The following is a 22,938-nucleotide window of genomic DNA, read 5'->3' as shown; positions in this document are numbered from 1 at the left end:
CCTGAAATGAGTCCTCATTATCACACAGCCATTAAATCTGCTTCCTTTTGGGAGGCAATTTTCTCTACTTCTGAGATTTGTTCATCGGTGAGCTTTTGAATGTTGGTTTGCGCCCGTCGTTCCTCGTCTTCGCTGATTTCTTTTTCTTTTAACAATTCCTTTAAGTCGTTGTTAGCTTCCCGACGAATATTTCGTATTGCTACTCGCGCTTTTTCGGCCTCATCACGCACCACACGAGAAAGCTCCCGGCGACGCTCCTCTGTTAAAGGAGGCAAAGGAACACGAATTACCATTCCCGCAGTGGAGGGATGTAAGCCCAGATCGGCGGTTTGGATAGCTTTTTCAATTGGGCCAACCATGTTTTTTTCCCAAGGAGTAACCCTAAGCATCCGAGGATTTTCAATAGCAATTGTTGCTACTTGATTAAGAGGTGTGTCGACATTGTAATAACTCACTTTAACATGTTCCAACAAGCTCGGATGTGCACGTCCAGCCCTTAATTTCGCCAATTCAGTTTTTAAAGCTGTTACACTTTTTTCCATTCTCGCTTTTGCGTCGTTGATAATCTCATTAATCATAATAACCTTCAGCCTAATCTCTCCAGCAAGCGGAAGAGATTTTGATTTTCTTTTCTCCACTAGGGAGGGCGGAATTGGATCTCACTTAACCTCAATCCACTAAGGTTCCTTCTGCTGTGTCCATAATAACCCGAAGCATGGTTCCCGGTTTATTAATATTAAAGACCCGAAGCGACATATTGTGATCTCGACATTGGCAAAACGCGGCGAGGTCCATGACCGCTAATTCTTTTTCTAAAGCTTCTTGATAAGTTAAATGTTTATAAAGTTTCGCTTTCGGATTCTTTGCTGGGTCTTCTGAATAAACTCCATCCACGTTAGTGGCTTTTAAAACCACATCGGCGCCAATTTCAATTCCCCGCAAACTCGCTGCAGAATCGGTAGTTACCAGAGGGTTTCCGGTACCAGCAGCAAAGATTACTACGCGACCTTGCTGTAAATGATGGATCGCTTTGCGCCGATGGAAAGCATCGACCACACCGGTCATGGGGATAGCAGATAAAATCCGGACCGGTAAATTAGATCGCTCAAAGGCATCCCGCAAAGCCAACGCATTCATCAACGTGGCTAACATTCCCATATAATCGCCCGTTATACGATTGATACCCGCCTTTTGCAAGGCGGCCCCCCGGAAGAAATTACCTCCGCCGATAACAATGGCCACTTGCACCCCAAGTTGATAAACTTGAGTGATGTCTTTTGCCATACGATCCAAAACTTCAGGATCAATAGCATAGTTCTCTTTTCCCATAAGCGCTTCACCACTCATCTTTAAAAGCACTCTTCGATAAACCGGTTGTGGCCCATTCGTCATTAACGATTTCCTTGTACTTGTACCATTACCTCATCAGCGAAACTTTGTGAATCTTTCTCGATACCTTCGCCCACTTCAAAACGCACAAATGCCGACACTGTTGCTTTTTCCGATTTTAACAAATCGCCTACTAGAATTTCTGGATCTTTTACAAAAGCTTGACCTTCTAAACTCATTTCTTTTAAGAATTTATTCAAGCGGCCGCCAACCATTTTATCAATAATGTTTTGAGGCTTGCCGCTTTCTTTCGCTTGTGCTATTAAGATTTCTTTTTCCTTTTCTACCAGCTCGATGGGAATATCATCCGGTCGGACGGTTCGCGGATTAAATGCAGCGATATGTATGGCAATATCTTTAGCTAAGGCTAATTTCTTGGCCTCAAGTGCCACTAAAACTCCAATTCGACTTCCATGGGAGTAATGACCAACGACACCATCAGAAGATAATAATGCCACACGGCGAACTTGAATATTTTCGCCGATTTTAGTGATAAGCTCTCGTCTGGCTTGCTCCAACGTAGTCGATGAGCCAGTCTGATGAGGAAGAGCAAGGGTAGCGGCAATATGGGTAGTTCCTTCTGCTAACCCGCGATCGACAACGTTCTGAGCAAATGCTGAAAATCCCTCATCCCACACCACAAAATCTGTTTGACAATTTATTTCTGCCATGAAACCTTTCTTACCATCATTGCTTACTGCAATAACAACTATGCCTTCCGCTGTCTTTTTGCCAGCGAGTTTAGCTGCTGTTGCTTCACCTGCTTTACGCAATTCTTTAATGGCAGCTTCCATATTACCATTCGCGGTTTGCAGGGCTTTTTTACATGCCATCATCCCTGCACCCGTGATCTCCCGCAATTCTTTAACCATGGCTGCCGTAATTGTCGTCATTATTTTCCCCTTATTTACTTTCTGCTTCAGCTTTATTTTCTTCGTTTTCTACTTTTGCCTCTTCACTTTTTAATGATTTCGCGTTGGCCTTGAGGGGCTGTGATTTTTCCTTTTGCGAAGGGCGTGTTTCTACTTTTTTCATGGCAAAGAGCTTTTCAGTTTTCTCTCCCGCTAGAGGAACCTTTTCAGCTACTTTCGCCTTTTTAGTTACTACTTTTTTCACTGTAGTTTTTACTTTAATTTTCTCTTTTTCTTTAGGCTCTTCTTCTTTTTTTAACTCCAAAGCACTACGAGCATCGATAATAGTATCAGCCATTGCCTTACAATAAAGGCGAATAGCACGAATAGCGTCATCGTTACCAGGAATAACATAATCAATGTCGTCAGGGCTCTCATTCGTATCAACCACACCTACGACCAGAATGCCCAAACGCTTAGCCTCTTGAATCGCAATCTTTTCATGACCTACATCGATTACGAATAAAACATCTGGCAAACTACCCATATTTTTAATGCCGGATAAATTAGCAGCTAATTTTTCTTTTTCACGCATCAAACTCAAGATTTCTTTCTTAGTCATCCCTACAAGGTTATCTTCGTTTTCCAAACGCTCTTCGAGTTCTTTTAGACGCTTAATCGACTGCCGAATAGTTTTATAGTTGGTCAACATGCCTCCCAGCCAACGGTAATCCACATAAGGCATCCCACAACGAATAGCTTCTTCCTTCACGATTTCGCGAGCCGCAAATTTAGTTCCTACAAATAAAAGCTTGCCACGTTTCGAAGCCACATCCCTAATAAATGTTAATGCTTCTCGAAAAAGAGGCAATGTTTCTTCAAGATTAATGATATGGATTTTTTGGTGAGTCCCATAAATATATGGAGCCATCTTGGGATTCCAATAACGGGTCTGGTGGCCAAAGTGAACACCAGCTTCCAGCATTTGACGCATGGTTATATCGGTCATATCTATCTCCGGGTTAAAACCTCCATCTACCCCATAATACAACCTAAGTTAGCAGGCACCCCAAACTTATGTGTCGATAGATGTGTGAATTTTCTGCACCCTTATATCACAAAGGAAGAAGGGATGGAAGATCGAGTTTGGTACTGCAGCATTCTGACCACAGCCCTGAGCTTAGCCAGGAATTCTTAATCGTGCAGGGGGGCCAATGGAACTTGCATCTTTTTGGGTGAGGCCTCTATACTCCTACAAATGTCAATATCCATCAAAACATCTGAAGAGTTGGAAAAGATGCGGGTTGCTGGTCGTTTAGCCGCCGAAGTACTTGAAATAATCGAGCCTTATGTAAAACCCGGCATTTCTACCGATGAGCTTAATACAATTTGTCACAACTACATCACGAATGTTCAGAAAGCCGTCCCTGCACCTTTAAATTATTTAGGGTTCCCAAAATCCATTTGCACATCGGTTAACCATGTGGTGTGTCATGGAATTCCTGGCGATAAAAAATTAAAAGAAGGCGACATCATCAATATTGATGTGACTGTTCTCAAAGATGGCTACCATGGCGACACGAGCAAAATGTTCACTGTAGGCAAAATCCCACCTCATGCGGAGCGACTCATTCGCGTTACGCAAGAATGTCTTTATATTGGAATTTCCATGGTAAAGCCAGGAGCACGATTAGGCGATCTGGGTTCAGCCATCCAAGCTCATGCGGAAAAAAATCACTATTCCGTTGTTCGAGAATATTGTGGCCATGGCATAGGTAGTGTCTTTCATGAACCTGAATTGCAAGTTCTTCATTATGGTAAGCTTGGGACCGGACTTACTTTAGAACCGGGGATGACATTTACGATCGAACCAATGATTAATGCTGGCAAACAGCACGTTAAGCTGCTTAATGACGATTGGACAGTCGTCACCAAGGACCACCGATTATCAGCTCAATGGGAGCATACGCTTGCGGTGACTGAACATGGCTATGAGGTTTTTACTTTACGCAAAGGAGAAGAAATTAAGAAAATTAAAACCTAACAAAGAGGACTCTCAATGTCTAAAATTATTGTTTTTGATTTCGATAAAACATTAATTCCTATCCACCTTCATAACAAACTGGCTCAGGCAATAAATAATAGCAGCTAAACAAAAAGGTCAACAATTAAAATATCAAAATCTTATCTCGGTCCTCCGCAAAAATCTTCTTAAGGATTTTAACAATTTCATTCTCCAATGGAAACCAAAACTTGAAGCCTATTATCGCGCTGGGTACAAATTAACTATTACTTCTCATACTGCCTACGGCCAATTTATTCTCGATTATTTAGAAAATTTTCTAAAATTAGACAAAAAACTTATCAAAAATATTGATATTTCGGCGGATTCTCATAGACAATGGCCTATAAAAAAGACCACTTTAAACGTATTTTGTTCTCTTAAAAGAAATAAACAACGAAAATAGAAAAATTAAGGGCGTGTTTGTCGATGATTATTTGGGTAATTTAGAAGATATCAAAAATGCCAAAGAACTAGGATATTGGGAAGTATTTTTACCCACGCAATTTTTACCAAAGAACAATCCACCCCCACAGAAGAAATGATCCGCTCTTATCCTCTACCCAAAATATTTGGTTGGTACCCCCCCAACGGAAATAGATGATCATCCTTCCAATGAACGATTCAAAAAATCAGGAATCAATATCAGTTATGCAGCCGACTCCACTTCTCGTGCTCTTAGAGCAACTTGTTTGAGTCTGCCAATTGACAAGCAATCTTTTTATTTAGCAATGCGATTTTTGCAATGTGTAAAATTAACCGAGGAAAATAAATTTATTTTGCAAACTACCCTTACTAAGGACGACAGAATTTGGATAAAGGAAAAGGAAAGTCAAGCCATCCCTATTGGAGTTATTTGCCCTCGGTAATGGTAAGAACCAAACTCAAACAACGTTGTATGCTCTTGTCACATCCCAAGCCAACAATCAGTTAACAATAGAGATAATACTACGATAAGGAAGGCTCCCGTTGCAAACGGGTTGAGAGTGCTATTCAGGCTTATCGGAAAACCATTTCCCCCGAGGGTATAGAAGCAAAATTATAATGTACCGGTTGACCCCTGGATGAGGGTAACCTTAGTTACTTGCAAGAACGTTGCTTCAGCTCAAGCTTTTGGGAAAGTAAAAAATAGTCCCTTAACGATGGTAAAAGTTACCAAATCCCCACAGGCATTTTTGATCTCATGAAAACAGTTGAAAAATTCTAGAAAGGACTGCCTGAAGAGAAGGCGATAAACGAATTTAAGCAAATATCGACGAATGCCCAAAAAAGAAAAATATCTTTTATTCGCTTATTTAATAAACGCGATCCAGATACCCAAAATGCCTACAATAATGTTTTTACTTGATCGCAGAAAAAAATTAGAGAAGCTCTCCTCTCCATCTTTAACTCTTTCGTAAATTAAGAATAAGAATACGAGCGAGTAATTGTTTCCAAACCTTCTTGCAATCTTTCGAAGCTTCTGTCTCTACAATAATATTCCAAGGACAATGGCATTTTAGATTGTTTAAATTAAAGTAACCATAATCCAGGGGTCGCTAAAAAAGAAAAGCACATTTCAGTAATTCTTTTGAAATAAGGGATGTATGGCATCCCAAAAATTTCACTGACTAAGAATTTTTCCATTTCTTCACTGGAATGAATGCAGGACGATCTTTTTAATAGGGTTTAACGACTACCGCAGTTCCGATCTGCATAAAATCGCTATGCAACCATCGCGCTACCGAAGGGCCCAAACACGGATGCACCCATGACTGACATTAGCAGCAGGCACATGATTGGAACCATAGATTGAGATTGCATAATATTTGCTGAAAAACATACAATAATCCATACGAGCACTCTCATGCAGTTTCGGACAAATAGTTGAATGATATTTAGCTGGACCTTTAACCCGGAAGGGTCCCCACGGGAATTTGACAGGATCGTTTAATGTCAGCGCAATAATGCACACCACCGGAAACCCGCCCGCTGGACACTAATAGCCCATTTTCATAAGCATATACTATTCTATTGGTGAGTTCTTCGGATTGAAATTGAAGATAAAAAATCACTCCCTGAGCGACGAGGAGTATTTTGTGTTTTGTACTTCTTTTAAGAATACGGATCGGCAGCAAAATACCATTGGAAACGCTCATTCCATCCAGTATTTGTCAGTAACTCACGGATAGGAATAGCTTTTATAAACTATTGTGATCCCATCATCAATAATCCAGCCAGATACTACTATCACTAACCCATTCTTCATTAACAAACCTCCTATCGAGGCAGTCTAAGAACCTTTCCTCCACTTCTGACATATCTTTTATACCTTTACATATATATGTACAAATATAGCACAATTAACTAAAGACGACTTAAAAAGGAGGGCTAGTTTCAAGGAACCATTGCCTCAAGAGAGAGTATCGACAAGAATCAGTTAACTTCTGCTCGCATTCCAGGCTGAAAGAGGTATTTTTGAACAATAAAATTAATACAAAACAATAGGATATCAATGATAATTTTAGCGCCGATAATATGGATATGAAAATGCGTGATTAATAGCTGAATGGTTCGATAGTAAATGAAGAAAATGCCAATAGCCAATAACAAATATCGAAAGACTTCTCGTTTCAATAACCCTTTGTCCAAGGAACGGTAAACTAAGTATTTATTGAAATAAAAATTAAAAGAAGCCGAAATTAAACGGCCAATCACGAGAGAGCTGAGTTTTTGGTGAGTAATCAAGTAACACAGTGCAAAAATACCCACATCCATGAGGAAGGAAGTCAGTCCCACCTCGATATAACGAAGAAAGAGAAAATAAAATTTAAGGGATTCTAGTAGTTGAATCGATTGCGGTGGTTTCGTTTCCGTCAATTCCAATGAACCAACCTAGCCTGTTGCTTCAGCGACTCCTTGACCAATTTCGGCTGGTGATTTTACTGTAAAAACACCTGCAGCTTCTAAAGCGGCATATTTATCTGCGGCAGTTCCTTTTCCTCCAGTAATAATAGCTCCTGCGTGCCCCATCCTTTTACCTAAGGGTGCGGTCACTCCAGCAATATAGGAGACCACTGGTTTCTTTACATCAGACTTAATAAACTCCGCCGCTTCTTCTTCTGCTGTACCGCCAATCTCACCCACCATCACTATGGCTTCTGTTTGGGGATCCTTTTCAAATAACTCCAACACATCAATAAAACTGGTGCCCGGAATAGGATCACCCCCGATACCCACACACGTACTTTGACCAAAATCCAATTGTGTGGTTTGATTCACAGCTTCATAAGTCAAAGTTCCTGAGCGAGAAACAATACCGACTTTTCCGGGCTGATGGATATGCCCTGGCATAATTCCAATTTTGCACTCCCCTGGTGTAATAACCCCAGGGCAATTTGGCCCAATTAAACGTACATCAGGATGCTGTTTAAGATAGGCTTTAACGGTCAGCATATCAAGAACAGGAACTCCCTCAGTAATGCAAATCACCAAACTTATGCCTGCATCGATGGCCTCAATAATAGAATCTTTGCAAAAAGGTGCCGGAACGAAAATCATAGTGGCATCAGCGCCTGTTTTATCTACAGCTTCATGCACGCTATTAAAAACAGGTAATCCCAAATGCTCTTGTCCCCCTTTCCCCGGTGTCACACCACCTACCATTTTTGTTCCATATTGCAATGCTTTCTCGGAGTGGAAAGTACCATTTTTTCCGGTAAAACCTTGGCAAATCACTTTGGTTTCTTTATTAATTAAAATACTCATTATGCTGTCACCTTTACTTGTTCAACGATTTTTTTCGCGGCATCTGCAAAACCTTTTGCAGCAACGATGTTCATGCCACTCTCTACAAGTTTCTTTGCACCCAATTGAGCATTGTTTCCTTCTAAACGAACGACTACTGGAACATCAACACTAACTTCTTTCACTGCACTAATAATACCTTCGGCGATTAAATCACATCGAACAATGCCGCCGAATATATTTACGAGAATTCCTTTGACATTTTTATCTGAGACGATAATTTTAAAAGCTTCGGTTACCCGTTCTTTGGTAGCACTTCCAGCCACGTCCAGGAAATTAGCCGGCTCACCGCCTGCCAGTTTAATAAGATCCATGGTAGCCATGGCAAGTCCTGCCCCGTTCACCATACAACCAATATTACCATCCAATTTGATATAACTTAATTCCCATTGTTGTGCTAAAGTTTCGTGTTCGTCTTCTTGACTTGCATCACGCATTTCACGAAGTTCCAGTTGACGATAAAGCGCGTTATCATCCACATTTAATTTTGCATCTAAACAAAGAAGTTCGCCTGAACCAGTGACGATGAGAGGATTAATTTCTAATAAGCTCAGGTCGCGTTCGATAAATAATTCATACAGCCCAATAACAATATCCGTAAATGATGGCATTTGGGCAGGATCTAAATTTAGACCAAAGAATAATTGCCGACATTGAAAAGGTTGTAATCCAACTGCACGATCAACAATTATTTTTAAAATTTTCTCGGGAGATTTTTCCGCTACTTTCTCAATTTCAACACCGCCCTCCGTGGAAGCTATAAAAACAATCCGCTGAGAGGAGCGATCGATTACCGCACCCAAATATAATTCTCGAGCGATATTAGATGTTTTTTCAATTAAAACTTGATTTACCGGTTGCCCACGTTTGTCTGTTTGGTAGGTAACTAAACGCGTTCCTAGTAAGGCTTTTACAGCGGCCCTTAGCTCTTCTTTATTCTGGACTAAACAGACACCACCTGCTTTTCCACGACCACCTGCATGCACTTGGGCTTTAACTACCCAACGATTACCACCAATTTTACTGGCCGCATCGACAGCTGCTTCCGGATTAAAAACCACTTCACCTAGAGGCACAGGAATGTTGTATTTTTTTAATAGATGTTTTGATTGATATTCGTGTAAGTTCATGTTTTTTTCTTTTTTTACTCTTCCCTCATCCAACCACTCCCTTTTGAGGGCTAGAATGTAGAATTATCATCATATCCCCAACACTAAACGGGCCGGATCCTCCAGTAATTCCTTAATAGTTACCAAAAATAATACCGCTTCACGGCCATCGAGCACGCGGTGATCGTAAGATAAAGCCACTAACATTATTGGCCGAATGACAATTTTTCCATTTTCTACAACAGGTCGATCCTCAATTTTATGTATTCCCAAAATAGCAGTTTGAGGAGGATTAATGATTGGCGTAGATAAGAGAGATCCATAAGTTCCTCCATTGGTAATTGTGAACGTTCCCCCTGTTAATTCATCAATTCCCAAACGCCCTTCTTGAGCTCGAGAGCCATATTCTCGGATTTGCTTCTCAATATCAGCCATGCTCATATTTTCCGCATTTCTGAGAACAGGGACCACTAAGCCACGTTCCGTACCTACCGCGATCCCGATGTCGTAATAATTGTGATAAATAATTTCGCTACCATCAATCGAAGCATTTACCATCGGAAATCTTTTCAGCGCTTCAACTGAAGCTTTCATAAAAAATGACATTAAGCCTAAGCGGACTTTGTGTCTTTTCTCAAATTCATCGCGGTATTTTTTCCTTAAGTCCATTACTGATTTCATATTAATTTCATTAAAGGTGGTTAATAATGCAGCTTCTTGCTGTACTTGAACTAAGCGTTCCGCGATTCGTTGACGAATGCGAGAAAGAGGAACGCGTTTTTCCGTTGGCTCCTCTTTTCCAATTTCTTTTTCAGCAGGTTTTGCTTTTTGAATTTCTAAATAATCCTCCACATCTTTTTTCGTAATTCGTCCTTCTTTCCCACTCCCTTCAATTTCGTTAACATCCAGACCTTTTTCAGCAACCAATCGGCGAACAGCAGGACTCAGCTCACTCTCACTTTCTTCAGATTTTTTCTTAGTTTTTTCTTCTTCTTCGCTCTTTTTTACTTCATCTTCATCTTTATCTTTTTTCTCTTTTTTTTCTTCCTCAACTTCGCCTTCTCCATGGTCTTCTTCTAATATTGCAAGAATTTCGTTTGCCTTAACAACTCTGCCCTCTTTAACCTCTATCTTTTTGATAATACCATCTTTTGGTGCTGGGACTTCTAACATTACTTTATCGGTTTCTAAGTCGACTAAGTTTTCATCCCGAGAAATGGAATCACCCTCCTTTTTGTACCATTTTGCCACCGTGGCATCGGTAACGGATTCGGGGAGCATGGGAACTTTAATTTCAATTGTGGGCATGTTAAATTTCCTCTCCGAGCTCTAAAGCTTCATTAATCAATTTGTTTTGCGATTTTAAATAAAGTGCTGGATAACCCGCGGCCGGCGCAGCTGAAGCAGGCCGTCCTACATAATCTAAAGTTTGATTATTTTGTAAACATTTTGTGAGTCGATGGCGAGTACAGAACCAAGCGCCTTGATTCTTAGGTTCCTCCTGACACCAAATTAGTTGTTTCGCATTGGAATATTTTTTAAGTTCCGATTTTAATTCATCATAAGGAAATGGATATAATTGTTCAATACGAATCAAAGCAACATTATTTAATTTATTCTCGCGCCGTTTGCTTAATAGATCGTAATAAACTTTACCACTGCAAAGTACAACCCGTTTTATTTTTTTCGGATCCTGCTTATCAATTTCGGGAATGATTAATTTCAATTGGCCATGAGTTAAATCTTCTAACGAAGAAACCGCCAATTTATGACGTAATAAACTCTTCGGCGTCATAACAATTAAAGGTTTCCGATAAGTACGTAATACTTGACGTCGCAATAAATGGAAAATTTGTGCGGGTGTAGTAGGAACACACACTTGTATATTATTCTGAGCACAAAGTTGCAAGTAACGCTCTAACCGAGCCGAAGAATGCTCGGGACCCTTACCTTCATAACCATGCGGCAAAAACATCACTAAACCAGAGAGGCGATTCCATTTTTGCCATCCCGAACTTATAAATTGATCAACAATCACTTGAGCCACGTTGGCAAAGTCACCAAATTGCGCCTCCCAAATAATTAATGACTTTGGGTCAGCAGTGGAATAACCATATTCAAACCCTAGTGCGCCAGTTTCACAAAGTAAAGAATCGTAAATATGTACTTTTGCTTGTTTGGAATTTAAATGTTTTAAGGGCTCATACTCTTTTCCAGTATCTTGATTAAAAACAGCGGCATGTCGATGAAAAAAAGTACCTCGTCGAGAATCCTGTCCCACCAATCTAACTGGATATCCTTCTTCTAACAAAGAAGCATAAGCAATCATTTCACCAAAACCCCAATCCATTGGAGCTTTACCTTCGGCCATTTCGAGTCTTGCCTCGTAAATAGCAGCGACTTTACGATGAAGTTTAAGCCTATCAGGCAATGTAGCGATCTTTTCTCCAAGTACTTTTAATTTTTTCAATGGAACAGTGGTATCTACTACCACAGTAGCCCATTCTTGGCCGAGGTAGGGAGTCCAATTGACTGCATAATGCGCCGACAGATTATCGGGAAGAGTCTCTAGCATTTGTCGTCCTTCATCGAGACAAGTGCGATATTTTTTTGTCCATTCATCGACTTCTTCAGAAGTACAAATCTTTTGGTTAATAAGTTCTTTTGCATAAAGCACTCGAGTAGTGGCGTGCTCTTGAATAATCTTGTACATCGCAGGTTGAGTCGGCACTGGATCGTCTACCTCTTGATGGCCGCGTCGTCGATAACAAACAAGATCAATAAAGATATCTTTATGGAATTCCATTCGATAATCCAGCGCCAATTGGGTAACTGCAATCACGGCTTCAGGATCATCACTATTAACATGGAATACTGATGCATCGAGCATTTTCGCTATATCGGTGCAATACAAGGAGGATCGCGCGTCTTTAGGATTGCTGGTAGTAAAACCCAATTGATTATTCAAAATAATATGGATAGAACCACCCACATAATAGGCTCGCGTTTGCGACATGTTGAGCGCTTCCATGACAATACCTTCGCCCGCAAAGGAAGCGTCTCCATGGATCATTACAGCCATCGCGTAATCCGGATTTTGTCCATTCTTTCTTTCTTGGCGTGCCCGCACAGATCCCATTACCACGGGACATATAAATTCCAAATGCGAAGGATTAAAAGCTAACGATAAATGAATCGGACCCTCAACGGTTTTTACATCTCGCGAATAGCCCCGGTGATATTTTACGTCCCCCGACGTCAAACCATAATCTTTTTTGCCTTCAAACTCTTGAAATAATTCAGCAGCCGATTGACCCATGATATTCAATAACACATTGACCCGACCGCGATGGGCCATGCAAATTACTACTTCATCTAATTTCTTGCCCCGGGCCCGTTTGATTAGTTCGTCTAAAAGGGGAATTAAACTTTCACCACCTTCCAAAGAATAGCGAACTTGGCCTACATATTTCGTATCGAGGTATTTTTCGAGAGTTTCTGCTGCTACCAATTTCTGTAAAATATTTCTTTTAATTTCTTTATCAAAATCAATGTGACCCAGTCGATGTTCTACATAATCTCGCAACCAATGTCGCTCCCGCTCATCTGAGATGGTACTGAATTGGACACCAATAGAACTGCAATAAACTTCACGTAAATGGTTATATATCTCTTTTAATGTTGCTTGAGGTTTATCTAAAAAACCCACTGTTGAAAATGTTTCTTTAAAATCAGCTTCCGTTAGGCCGTAATGATTTAATTCCAAGCGGGAATCCACTGGTCGATCGCCACCCAAAGGGTCAATCTTCGCGTTGAGATGACCAAATCGCCGATAAGCTTCAATTAATAAGTCAACCGCCGTTTGCTTGCTGGCCGGTGCTACACTCGGGGCAGCAATACGAGCTTGCTGTGCTAATTCACGAAATTCTTCTTGATTGCTGACATCTGAAATGTCCGGTACAGTAGTGCCTTGTGATAAGGATTGAAAATAATGGCGCCATTCTTCATTAACACTATTGGGATCTCTAAGAAAATTTTCGTAAAGCGTTTCAATGTAACCAGTGTTGTTATCAGCTAAATACGAACTTTTTTGAAATTGTTCCATCACTGTTTCTTTTTGCATAATTTTTTATTTTCTCCTAAGCTATTCGCCTTTCTCACGTTCTTTCGAGAGGTTAGAGGCGATTAACTTACTCACCACTTTCTCTTTCACAAAGCATCCCCATACGAATTTGTCGAATTGCTTTCGCTGGATTAAGATTCTTCGGACACACAGTTGCACAATCCATAATGGTTCGACAACGAAAAACACTGTAAGGATCTTTCATTGCATCTAAGCGTTCTTTTTTCTCAGTATCCCGATTATCGGCAATAAATCGATAAGACCATAACAATCCTGCGGGTCCAATAAATTTATCAGGATTCCACCAATAAGAAGGGCAAGAAGACGAACAGCAAGCGCACAAAATACATTCGTAGAGCCCGTCTAATTTGGCACGATCGGCAGGTGATTGCAACCGCTCCTTTTGTGGGGTCTCTTGATTGTTGAGAAGGTAAGGTTTTACTTTTTTGTACTGAGCATAAAACTGCTCCATATCGACAATTAAATCACGAATAATAGGAAAACCCGACAAAGGTCGAACTACTACTCGATCCGGCAAGGTTTTTAATTGTGTTACACAAGCCAAGCCATTTTTACCATTAATATTCATTCCATCCGATCCACATACTCCCTCCCCACACGAACGACGCAAGCCGATGTCTGGGTACTTTTCACGAATTGCTTCCAAAGCATTGAGCAACATTTTCCCGGGTATCGTGGAAACATCCAGCTGATAATCCTGCATATAAGGTTTTTTATCCGTTTCGGGATTGAAACGCATTATAGAAAACGTCATCACTCGAGATTTTTTGTTCATACCTTAATCTCTCACTTTAGGTAAAAATGGTTCCATTTCCTTGGGTTTCATATTAACAGGACGATAATCAATGCGCCCATCTTGAAAATAAACTGTATGTTTTAACCAATTGACGTCATCGCGCTCTTTATAATCGTAACGGGAATGAGCTCCTCGGCTTTCTGTACGTTGCTTAGCACAAACGGCCGTTGCGCAAGCCACTTCGATTAAATTATCAAGTTCTAGTGCTTCCACCCGTGCATTATTAAATCTCCGACTAGTGTCCATCAATTTTGCTCGCTGTAATCGTTCTTGTAATTTTTCTAAACGCTTTAATCCTTGCTCCATTTGTTTCTCATCTCGGAAAACACCAAAATCTTCTGACATAGCTTTCGCCATTTCTTGACGAATTGTCACTGGATTTTCCGTATTATCCGATTTTTCCCAACGTTTGAGACGAGCTAAAGTGCTATCAATATCATCGGGATTTTCAGCACGATGCTTTAATTCCGTTTTCAACACTTCTTGCAAATACAAACCGATTGCTCGTCCGAAAACGACCAAATCTAATAGAGAATTCGTTCCCAACCGATTGGCTCCATGGACGGACACGCAAGCACACTCACCGGCAGCGAACATACCTTCAACTACTTGGTCATTACCGCTTTCATCCACGGTTAGCGCTTGTCCATGAATGGTCGTAGGGATACCACCCATCATATAATGACACGTGGGTAAAATCGGAACGGGTTCTTTAGTGATATCAACGTTAGCAAATTTTTCTGAAAGCTCAATAATACCGGGTAAACGCTCTCGCAATACTTTTCCACCTAAATGGTCCAATTTCAATAAAACGTGATCCTTCTTTGGACCTACACCATTTCCTGACATAACTTCTTGTAAAATAGAACGCGAAACAACATCCCGACAATCAAGGTCTTTTAAATGCGGTGAATAACGTTCCATGAACCGCTCACCGTCTTTGTTAATAAGATATCCACCTTCACCACGGGCCCCTTCAGTAATCAAACACCCCACTCCGTAAATACCCGTAGGATGGAATTGCCAAAATTCCATATCCTGCACAGGCAAGCCGGCTCGAAGGGCCATTCCAATTCCATCTCCAGTGTTTGTATATGCGTTACTAGTGGTTTCATAAATACGACCTGCACCGCCGCTTGCAAAAATGGTCGCTCGCGATTTAAAAAAGACCAAATCACTCGTTGCCATATTCAAAGCAATTAGGCCCACAATCCCCCCATTAATCCCCCGAACCAAGTCAATGCCATACCACTCGTTATAAAAGTGAGTTCCGGCTTCGACATTTTTTTGATAGAGCGTATGCAACATCGCATGACCCGTTCGATCCACGCAAGCGCAGGTACGACGTGCCATTTCTTTTCCAAAATCGCGGGTATGTCCGCCGAAAGCACGCTGATAAACACGGCCATCGTCTAAGCGGGAAAAAGGGAGACCATAATGCTCTAATTCGTACACGGAAGGAGGCGCTTGTTCACACATGTATTGGATGGCATCCTGATCACCCAAATAATCAGAACCTTTTACGGTATCGTACATATGCCATATCGGTTTATCGGGAACTACATTTCCCAAAGCCGCTGCAATACCTCCTTGTGCAGAAACAGTGTGAGATCGAGTAGGAAAAACTTTTGAAACAACAGCCACTTTATATTCTCGCGACTGTGCCATTTCTAATGCAGCGCGTAATCCCGCGCCACCCGCGCCCACAATCAAGGCGTCATATTCTTTAACTTGGATGGAATTCATGCTTACCTCACTCACCGCACTATCCACAAAAATTCAATGGCCCATATAAAATAAGCAACTAATAGCAAGCAAACGATTGTCTCTAATGCTAATCGGGTTGGCTTATTTTTTACATAATCTGTGAAAATCGTCCACATGCCGATCCATGCATGCCATAGCACACTAAAAATCACTAGTAAGGTAAAAATTTTCATGGCCAAATGTGTAAATAAGGAATGCCATTGCGCATAAGAAATGGGGTGGTGTATAAGCAGAAAAATGATGAGAAAAACGGCATAAATACCGCTCAACAAAGCGGTGATGCGTTGCACGAACCAGTCGCAATAACCGCGCCGGCTTGTCCGGTCTACCATATCCACACTCCTGCTAATATAATAGCGATAAATGAAATCACGAAAACCATATAGGCCGTGATGCGCCCCTCACGGACAGATTCCCCGAAACCAAGATCCATTACCAAGTGGCGTATGCCAGCAAATAAATGAAACAAAGTGGCAGAAAACGTGATCCATACGGCAACTTTTAGCCAATGGTTATGGATGAGCAATTGTTGCAAATCCCCAAATGAGGCTTCCGATAGCGTGGCTTGATGCAGGAGATAAAACATTAAAGGCATACATAAAAAAAGAATAAAGCCAGAAATTCGATGGCAAATCGATACGAGGGCCATCGGTGGAAAACGAAATTTAGTGAGATCAAGATTAACCGCCCTAACCGGCCGTTCGGTACGCATCCCATCACTCCATTTTAGAAATCTGTTTTTAATCAAAGGGATAGCGCTATGGTATTTGTACGGTGCTTGCGCTACTCGCTTGGTGATTATAACGACATTATCAAAAGAACACAAACCGAGATTTGATGTGGCTGAAGGAAGAAGTAGCTTCTTAAGTATCAATTCCAAAAAATTTTTCTTACAATTGGAATTGGTCAATCTTTGAAAATAAATTTAGAATTAAATATTGTTCGTTGCCTGCTATGAGGAGCATCCATGACCACGTCTACAGCAAAACTCTCTTTCGGTAATCAATCTGCTGAATTTCCGATTAAATCTCCCGCTTTAGGTAAAGACTCTATAAATATAAAAACTCTTGGTAAAGCCGGTATTTATACTTTAGACGTAGGTTTTTATTCAACTGCCGCTTGTGAATCCAAAATTACTTTTATCGATGGTGAACAAGGTGTTTTATTGTATCGAGGTTACCCCATTGATCAACTAGCCGAATTGTGTAACTACATAGAAGTTTGTTATTTACTTCTGTATGGTGAGTTACCCAATAAAAACCAAAAAGAAAAATTTGTTCACTTTGTTAAAAACCACATTAATGTTTATGAACAAGTAACTCATTTCTTTGATGGCTTCCAACGTAATGCTCACCCAATGGCCATGGTACTTTCCACAGTGGGGGCGTTATCGGCGTTTTATCACGATGCTCTCGATATTAAAAATCCCAAACATCGAGAATTATCAGCTATTCGTCTGATAGCAAAAATGCCCACTCTTGCCGCAATGAGCTATAAATATTCAATAGGCCAAGCATTTATACATCCCCGTCAGGATATGTCCTACGCCGAAAATTTTCTTCATATGATGTTTGGGACGCCTTATGAAGAAAAGCTCCCGGATCCCGTATTAGTTCGTGCAATAGACCGGATTTTTACATTGCACGCCGACCATGAACAAAATGCTTCGACTACTACAGTCCGCGTGGCGGGTTCTACAGGCGCCAATCCTTTTGCATGTATTTCGGCGGGAATTAGTGCTCTGTGGGGAGCGGCACATGGTGGGGCCAATGAAGCTTGCCTTAATATGCTCCAAGAAATAGGCCATGAGAAGAACATTAATAAGTACCTCAAAAAAGCAAAAGACAAAGATGATCCTTTCCGTTTAATGGGTTTTGGCCATCGTGTTTATAAAAACTATGATCCGCGAGCAAAAGTAATGCAACAAACCTGCCATGAAGTTTTGAATGTGGTAAGTAAACAAGAGGAAACGCTATTTAAATTAGCAAGAAAACTCGAAAAAATTGTGTTAGAAGATGACTATTTTATTAAAAAGAAACTTTATCCCAACGTGGATTTTTATTCGGGTCTTACTCTAAATGCTATTGGAATTCCTTCTAATATGTTTACAGTGATTTTTGCTTTATCGAGGACCGTTGGTTGGATTTCTCACTGGATGGAAATGATGAGTTCGGATCACCCACTCGCTCGTCCTTGCCAATTATATATCGGTGAAAAAGAGCGGGATGTAATTCCCTTAAACGAACGGAAATAATTAATCTAACGATTACCTAAGTCTTCCTCGTGCCTTTGCGTCGATTTGATATGGGTTGTCGCCTCAAAGATAAAATTTCACATCCGCACCAGCCCGGATGGTGTGTAGCTTTGAATATTATCTCCATGTTGGGTATAAACTAATTTGTAAGGGCGGGTGGTCGGAAAAGCGATAATGTTAGTGAGCGTATTTAATCGACGATTGCCATAATCGGAGAAGTCATATTCCACAAAGAAACTTATCCATTGCCCAACATCGCGAGTAAGTCCTAAACCAAGAACAATTCCCCAAAGATTATAGCAGAAGCTTTTTTTTGAAAGAAGTTGTCGTCGTGGGTGGGAACACTATGAAAGAAGGACCAACTCTTGCTTTAATCGGGCGTAAGAACCGCCTGCCTTGGTGTAAATATAGGGTAGTGGGCGTAAGATCTATTACAAAAATTGCAGCGAGGTCAAAATTGTATCTTAATACGCAATGTGCTATTAAATGAGGGGAGCTGCGAGTCCCATTCCACTAAAATCCAAACCAACTAATAAAGGGATCTAAAATGATACTGCGCGCCGACATATCCTCCCAGGATATTCCTCGTTGACGGATTTCACTGCTGAATAACTGATTGCGTAGTGTGTTATCTTGATAAAGAAATTAATACTATATCGTGGCATGATAATAACCACCAAAATCCCCCTGCATAAATCATCCACGGACACGGACTTTGGACAGAAGTTTCATAGCCTCCCGCTAACGTTCTCTCACTTATTAAGAGAAAACGCTACTAGCCGAATGCTCTGTCAAATACCCAACCCATGAATTCACTCCTTCTAAATTCTTTACTCAAGAGTTACATCGCAAAGCCAAAATTAAGTCCCAAGCGAACCAAATAGGCATGAATACGTACACTTTTGACTATATAAGAATCAGAACCGTTCACAGCAGAGTCAGGGTTAATAGTAGTACCCAAAGTATTTGGAATTAAACCGGCCATAATCATAATAATCATACTCCGTAAAAATCCCTATCCAACGACAAAAGTCATATTCCAAAACCAAACCCAACTAAATAACTTCACCAATTTCTCTGAGTAATCTGCTGAAAACTTGCGCTGGGTAAAAAGCTGCTGGATTAAAAACCATCAGTGTGTGTTTTATTTAAGCATGTGTGTTTTATTTAAGCATAGGAAGCGCCACCTTTTAAATAAATCCTTATTGGGAGAGTAACATTAACTCCTAGCAGGGCTGCAAAATCCAAGTTGTAACGAACTCAAAATTTATTATCTAAGACAAAAATTAAATCGCCAGTTACAGGTGAAAGAATAGAGGCCACTGTATGGGCGGTTTCGGAATTTCCCATTTCAGCAAACTCAGCACCTAGAAAACCAAGGATTATAAAATTGGTATCAAACTCCTACTTGACCACTGCCCGAATAACCATTCTGATGAAAATTACTGGCTATAGGTTCAACAAATGCTGGGATGCCACTGGCATTTACATAGATTCCTTGGTAATCAAAACTTCCTACACAATACCACTAAATCCACGAATATAAACCGTCCACGGCGAGAAAAATGGAATTTCAGATCTACCTGCCAACGCGTTATTCGCGAAAAAATTGCATGCCAAGACAAATAGTGCCAAGCATTTTACGTGTCGTCGTATCTTCATGAACCTCACTAATTATTTTGAGGCACAAAACCAAAAGCTGTCGATACTTGTGCGAAAGAATTATTGTTTCCTTGTTGACTGTTTCGTTACCCGCTTGCCTCCAACCCGATTTAATACCGCTTATCGAAATGATACTGAACTCCCACTTGAGCACCTATTCCATAACCGAATTGTTGTATATAGGAATTAAAAATTTGTGTGGCCGAACCGGGGGAGGAAAATTAACCACAAAATTAACCTCGTGCTTAAAATCTGCACCATAAATAGCACCAAAAGCTCCGACAGATAATACCCGGAGGTTAAAAGAGGGAACTTCGAGGACCACCAACAAAGAAGTTGCAAGAAGAAAAAATAGCGAAGAAAGAAAATAAACTGGTCGCAATGAATTTTACCTTCCCCGTAAGTTCATCGATTTAACTCCCTTTTAACGATTACTTTCGAATACTATTCGACCATTGGTAAATATTGAAGACATTGACAATAATAACTAAAATTACCCATGTGTATAAAGCAGCCATTACATCGTCAATCATCACACCCAAACCGCCTCCAATATTTTTTTCAAGACAACTAATAGGCCACGGTTTCCAAATATCGAATATGCGGAATAAAATAAAACCCATTAAAATGAAATACCAAATTTTGGGGATAGCAATCATGACAAATAAAAATCCGACTACTTCATCCCATACAGCGGCTGGATGATCGAAAGTGCCAAAGTGTCGATTCGTAATATCACAAATAATTAGTCCAAAAATAAAAAGAACGAGTGCAATAATGCTATAAGTAAGCAAAGAAAATCGGATCAAAAAAAGATAAAAAACCACGCCCAACATTGTGCCAAACGTACCTGGCATCCACGGTATTGCACCCACACCAAATCCACAAGCAATGAATTCAATAGGGTTCGTCCACATGCTTTGAGGAACATTATTTTTTTTCTTAAAAATGCTCATAACCTTTTTTTACTATCTTTAGTTGATGATTCTGATCATCCACTACTGAAAAAGTTGTCCCTTCTATAATCTCACCAATACATCTATATTCACAATCCAAATTATTAAAAAGTTTTTCTAATTGAGAGCTTTTTTTATGGGGCACCGTAAAACAAAGCTCATAATCATCCCCTGACGTCAAAGCATAATTCCAGGCTTTTTTTAATGCACAATATTGTTTTAAATTTTCAGATAAAGGAAGCTGATCGGCATGAATTTTAGCGCCCACCCCACTAGCTTGAATAATTTTCTCGAGGTCGGCCACCAATCCATCTGAAATATCAATTGCCGCACTCGCAATTCCACGCAAAGCCAAGCCTGCTTTAATACGCGGGGAAGGGCAATGTAATCGTTTTAATAAAAAGGGATCAATTTTTTTGTGTTTTTGATTTAATAAATCTAATGCTAAACCAGCATCTCCTATCGTTCCTGTCACATAAATTAAATCGCCGGCTTTGGCGCCCCTTCTATAAATAGCTTTTCCCCGCGGGACTATGCCGTTAACAACTATGGATATGCAAAGTGGTCCTGCCGTTACGTCTCCTCCCATCAAAGAAACTCCATATTGTTCTGCCAAAGAAAAAAATCCTTCCGAAAAATCTTCGAGCCACTTTTTATTAGCTTTTTCTAGGGTCAACGCCAATAATGCGGTATCCGGTTTTGCCCCCATTGCCGCCAAATCACTAAGATTAACCGCTAATGCTTTATAACCCAAATCGCACGGTAAAGTATTTACTGAAAAATGAATATCTTTTACTAGAGTATCTATTGAAGTTACTATTTGTGTATCGGGGGGTATTTCTATTACGGCCGCATCATCACCAATACCTGCTATAAGGCATTTTGATTTACTTTGTCGAAAATAGGTATCAATAATTGAAAATTCGGATAACGCCATTCGCTGATAATATCATTCTCTTTTTAAGAAATCTTTTATATTCCTTAAGGATATTTTTTGCTGCCAAAAGGGAACAAAAGGGAAAAGGAAATTAAATTAAGATTAAGGAATCATTAAATGTAAGATATAGTTGGAATCTCAATTTAAGAATTGATATCCTTCATGAAGCAATAATTTCTTGCTTAGCCAAGGGAAAATATGGACACAAAGATGGCTTCGTTTAGTTTGAATCTTAAGACATTGATGTCGTTAGCCCAAATTAATGCTAGTGAATTAGCTCGACGAACCAGCATAACACAACCGATTATTCATCGATTATCTACTGGCCAAAACACTAACCCGAAATTGCCTACAATAAAGCCCATTGCCAGATATTTCTCAGTCAATGTGAGTCAATTCGATTGGAGAAGAACCATTACCCAGTGAAGAAGCGCTCAAACGTGAAACCGCTCAATCTCTATGGAATCGTGTCCCTTTGATTTTATAGAAAGATGCTATCAGCTGGCCGAACTCTTTTTCGCAACAATATCAAAACTCAGAAAGCCTCACTTAATGTTTCTACTGATGCCAATGTCAGTAAGCTAGCTTATAGCTTAGTTATTAAAGGCTGCACGATGGAGCCTTTATTCCCAGAAGGAACCACTATTATCGTAGAACCTAAGCGTAAACCGCGTGATCGAGATTTTGTTGTGATTCACTTCAATGGAGAAAATGAAGCACGGTTGAAACAAATTATTATTGATGGTAGCGAGCGCTATTTAAAATCGCTCAATCCAGACATTGAGTCTGTTAAAGTGACTCGTCTTGCTCAAGGTGATCAATTTCTTGAAGTAATGACTCAAGCCAAAGTTGATTACTAAAGTCGTTCTCTCTCCGTCCGGATTGCCGCCCTGAGTACATTTCTGCTTTTCAGCGTCTAGTGGACCTGACTACTAAGCAGGTGTCGAGGGAAATTCCATACAGATTAATACACCGCTTATTCATTTGGATAAAGCCCAAGCCATTCAACAAGACTTAACCTTGGGGCCTGGATTACCGATTAACAGTAACTTGCTATCGCGCGAATGAAAAAGGCGAAGCTTACGGATAGCGCAATAGCTGTATTTTACGGTTAAAAGGATTTAACACACTGGGAGTTAAGACCCAGCAAAATACGCTAAGAACTGTTGACAACCGCTATTATTTTTTATTCTGATTTCGCTTTCGAAATTTTTTGGGACCGTGT

Annotated in this window: 21 protein-coding genes and 1 pseudogene; 4 read left to right on the top strand and 18 right to left on the bottom strand. The window is 40.4% G+C overall.

Translation table 11 applies throughout. The features are described 5' to 3' along the window. Positions 1 to 20: 20 nt before the first annotated feature. The 4 genes from frr to rpsB all read right to left on the bottom strand — a co-directional run bounded on the left by frr (position 21) and on the right by rpsB (position 3,249). Complete coding sequence (frr, locus tag CleRt_RS02125) at positions 21 to 578, bottom strand: ribosome recycling factor (protein ID WP_048875018.1); 558 nt, start codon at positions 576 to 578, stop codon at positions 21 to 23. 91 nt (positions 579 to 669) lie between these two features. Continuing rightward, positions 670 to 1,392 (bottom strand): UMP kinase, encoded by a 723-nt coding sequence (gene pyrH, locus CleRt_RS02120; protein ID WP_048875017.1) that lies wholly within the window; start codon positions 1,390 to 1,392, stop codon positions 670 to 672. Then, positions 1,392 to 2,282 (bottom strand): translation elongation factor Ts, encoded by an 891-nt coding sequence (tsf, locus tag CleRt_RS02115; RefSeq protein WP_048875016.1) that lies wholly within the window; start codon positions 2,280 to 2,282, stop codon positions 1,392 to 1,394. Before tsf ends, pyrH begins: the two co-directional genes overlap by 1 nt. Positions 2,283 to 2,292: 10 nt before the next feature. After that, complete coding sequence (gene rpsB / locus CleRt_RS02110; RefSeq protein ID WP_053097832.1) at positions 2,293 to 3,249, bottom strand: 30S ribosomal protein S2; 957 nt, start codon at positions 3,247 to 3,249, stop codon at positions 2,293 to 2,295. A gap of 249 nt (positions 3,250 to 3,498) precedes the next feature. Between rpsB and map the strand changes: the two genes are divergently transcribed. Continuing rightward, positions 3,499 to 4,284: a type I methionyl aminopeptidase gene (gene map, locus CleRt_RS02105; protein WP_048875015.1), complete on the top strand. Its 786-nt coding sequence runs from the start codon at positions 3,499 to 3,501 to the stop codon at positions 4,282 to 4,284. Positions 4,285 to 4,874: 590 nt separating this feature from the next. Next, on the top strand, positions 4,875 to 5,171 hold the full coding sequence (locus CleRt_RS02100) for a hypothetical protein (RefSeq protein ID WP_048875014.1): 297 nt from the start codon (positions 4,875 to 4,877) through the stop codon (positions 5,169 to 5,171). Positions 5,172 to 6,191: 1,020 nt separating this feature from the next. On the opposite strand, the gene CleRt_RS08205 is transcribed toward CleRt_RS02100, so the two are convergent. From CleRt_RS08205 to sdhC, 10 genes are all read right to left on the bottom strand, one after another. Beyond that, entirely contained in the window at positions 6,192 to 6,440 is a 249-nt protein-coding gene (locus CleRt_RS08205) for a hypothetical protein (RefSeq protein ID WP_053097830.1), read from the bottom strand. A gap of 277 nt (positions 6,441 to 6,717) precedes the next feature. Next, on the bottom strand, positions 6,718 to 7,167 hold the full coding sequence (locus tag CleRt_RS02090) for a GtrA family protein (RefSeq protein WP_235379155.1): 450 nt from the start codon (positions 7,165 to 7,167) through the stop codon (positions 6,718 to 6,720). A gap of 9 nt (positions 7,168 to 7,176) precedes the next feature. Further along, positions 7,177 to 8,049 (bottom strand): succinate--CoA ligase subunit alpha, encoded by an 873-nt coding sequence (gene sucD, locus CleRt_RS02085; RefSeq protein ID WP_048875013.1) that lies wholly within the window; start codon positions 8,047 to 8,049, stop codon positions 7,177 to 7,179. Continuing rightward, on the bottom strand, positions 8,049 to 9,251 hold the full coding sequence (gene sucC, locus CleRt_RS02080) for an ADP-forming succinate--CoA ligase subunit beta (RefSeq protein ID WP_306686791.1): 1,203 nt from the start codon (positions 9,249 to 9,251) through the stop codon (positions 8,049 to 8,051). The genes sucD and sucC overlap by 1 nt, the downstream gene beginning before the upstream one ends. 36 nt (positions 9,252 to 9,287) lie before the next feature. Further along, positions 9,288 to 10,505 carry a 2-oxoglutarate dehydrogenase complex dihydrolipoyllysine-residue succinyltransferase gene (odhB, locus tag CleRt_RS02075; RefSeq protein WP_048875012.1) on the bottom strand — a complete coding sequence of 406 codons (1,218 nt, stop codon included), beginning with the start codon at positions 10,503 to 10,505 and terminating at the stop codon, positions 9,288 to 9,290. A 1-nt stretch (position 10,506) separates the two neighbouring features. After that, entirely contained in the window at positions 10,507 to 13,302 is a 2,796-nt protein-coding gene (locus CleRt_RS02070) for a 2-oxoglutarate dehydrogenase E1 component (protein WP_442778093.1), read from the bottom strand. A gap of 85 nt (positions 13,303 to 13,387) precedes the next feature. Then, positions 13,388 to 14,116: a succinate dehydrogenase iron-sulfur subunit gene (locus CleRt_RS02065; protein WP_082160405.1), complete on the bottom strand. Its 729-nt coding sequence runs from the start codon at positions 14,114 to 14,116 to the stop codon at positions 13,388 to 13,390. A 3-nt stretch (positions 14,117 to 14,119) separates the two neighbouring features. Continuing rightward, positions 14,120 to 15,883, bottom strand: a complete 1,764-nt coding sequence (sdhA, locus tag CleRt_RS02060; protein WP_048875010.1) for a succinate dehydrogenase flavoprotein subunit — start codon at positions 15,881 to 15,883, stop codon at positions 14,120 to 14,122. Between the two features lie 11 nt (positions 15,884 to 15,894). Further along, the gene (gene sdhD / locus CleRt_RS02055; RefSeq protein WP_157870799.1) at positions 15,895 to 16,242 is read right to left on the bottom strand and encodes a succinate dehydrogenase, hydrophobic membrane anchor protein; all 348 of its coding nucleotides are present in this window, start codon (positions 16,240 to 16,242) and stop codon (positions 15,895 to 15,897) included. Next, positions 16,230 to 16,784, bottom strand: a complete 555-nt coding sequence (gene sdhC, locus CleRt_RS02050; RefSeq protein ID WP_235379154.1) for a succinate dehydrogenase, cytochrome b556 subunit — start codon at positions 16,782 to 16,784, stop codon at positions 16,230 to 16,232. The genes sdhD and sdhC overlap by 13 nt, the downstream gene beginning before the upstream one ends. An 87-nt stretch (positions 16,785 to 16,871) precedes the next feature. Here sdhC and gltA point away from each other — a divergent pair, with 87 nt between their 5' ends. Beyond that, on the top strand, positions 16,872 to 18,158 hold the full coding sequence (gltA, locus tag CleRt_RS02045; protein WP_048875007.1) for a citrate synthase: 1,287 nt from the start codon (positions 16,872 to 16,874) through the stop codon (positions 18,156 to 18,158). A 77-nt stretch (positions 18,159 to 18,235) separates the two neighbouring features. Here the strand turns inward: gltA and CleRt_RS09840 are convergent, their stop codons facing one another. The 4 genes from CleRt_RS09840 to thiL form a co-directional block, all read right to left on the bottom strand. Beyond that, positions 18,236 to 18,388, bottom strand: coding sequence for a hypothetical protein (locus CleRt_RS09840; RefSeq protein ID WP_157870798.1), 153 nt, complete (start codon positions 18,386 to 18,388; stop codon positions 18,236 to 18,238). Between the two features lie 611 nt (positions 18,389 to 18,999). Beyond that, entirely contained in the window at positions 19,000 to 19,149 is a 150-nt protein-coding gene (locus tag CleRt_RS09835; RefSeq protein ID WP_157870797.1) for a hypothetical protein, read from the bottom strand. Positions 19,150 to 20,251: 1,102 nt separating this feature from the next. Further along, positions 20,252 to 20,776, bottom strand: a complete 525-nt coding sequence (locus tag CleRt_RS02030; protein WP_048875004.1) for a phosphatidylglycerophosphatase A family protein — start codon at positions 20,774 to 20,776, stop codon at positions 20,252 to 20,254. After that, positions 20,763 to 21,713, bottom strand: a complete 951-nt coding sequence (gene thiL / locus CleRt_RS02025; RefSeq protein WP_048875003.1) for a thiamine-phosphate kinase — start codon at positions 21,711 to 21,713, stop codon at positions 20,763 to 20,765. The genes CleRt_RS02030 and thiL overlap by 14 nt, the downstream gene beginning before the upstream one ends. A 210-nt stretch (positions 21,714 to 21,923) precedes the next feature. On the opposite strand from thiL, the pseudogene CleRt_RS13075 reads away from it, so the two are divergent. Then, positions 21,924 to 22,573, top strand: a pseudogene (locus CleRt_RS13075) (S24 family peptidase). The last annotated feature ends 365 nt before the right edge of the window (positions 22,574 to 22,938 follow it).

Source organism: Candidatus Coxiella mudrowiae, assembly GCA_001077715.1.
Taxonomy (GTDB): Bacteria; Pseudomonadota; Gammaproteobacteria; order Coxiellales; family Coxiellaceae; genus Coxiella; species Coxiella mudrowiae.
This window is presented reverse-complemented; position numbering and strand designations above follow the sequence as displayed.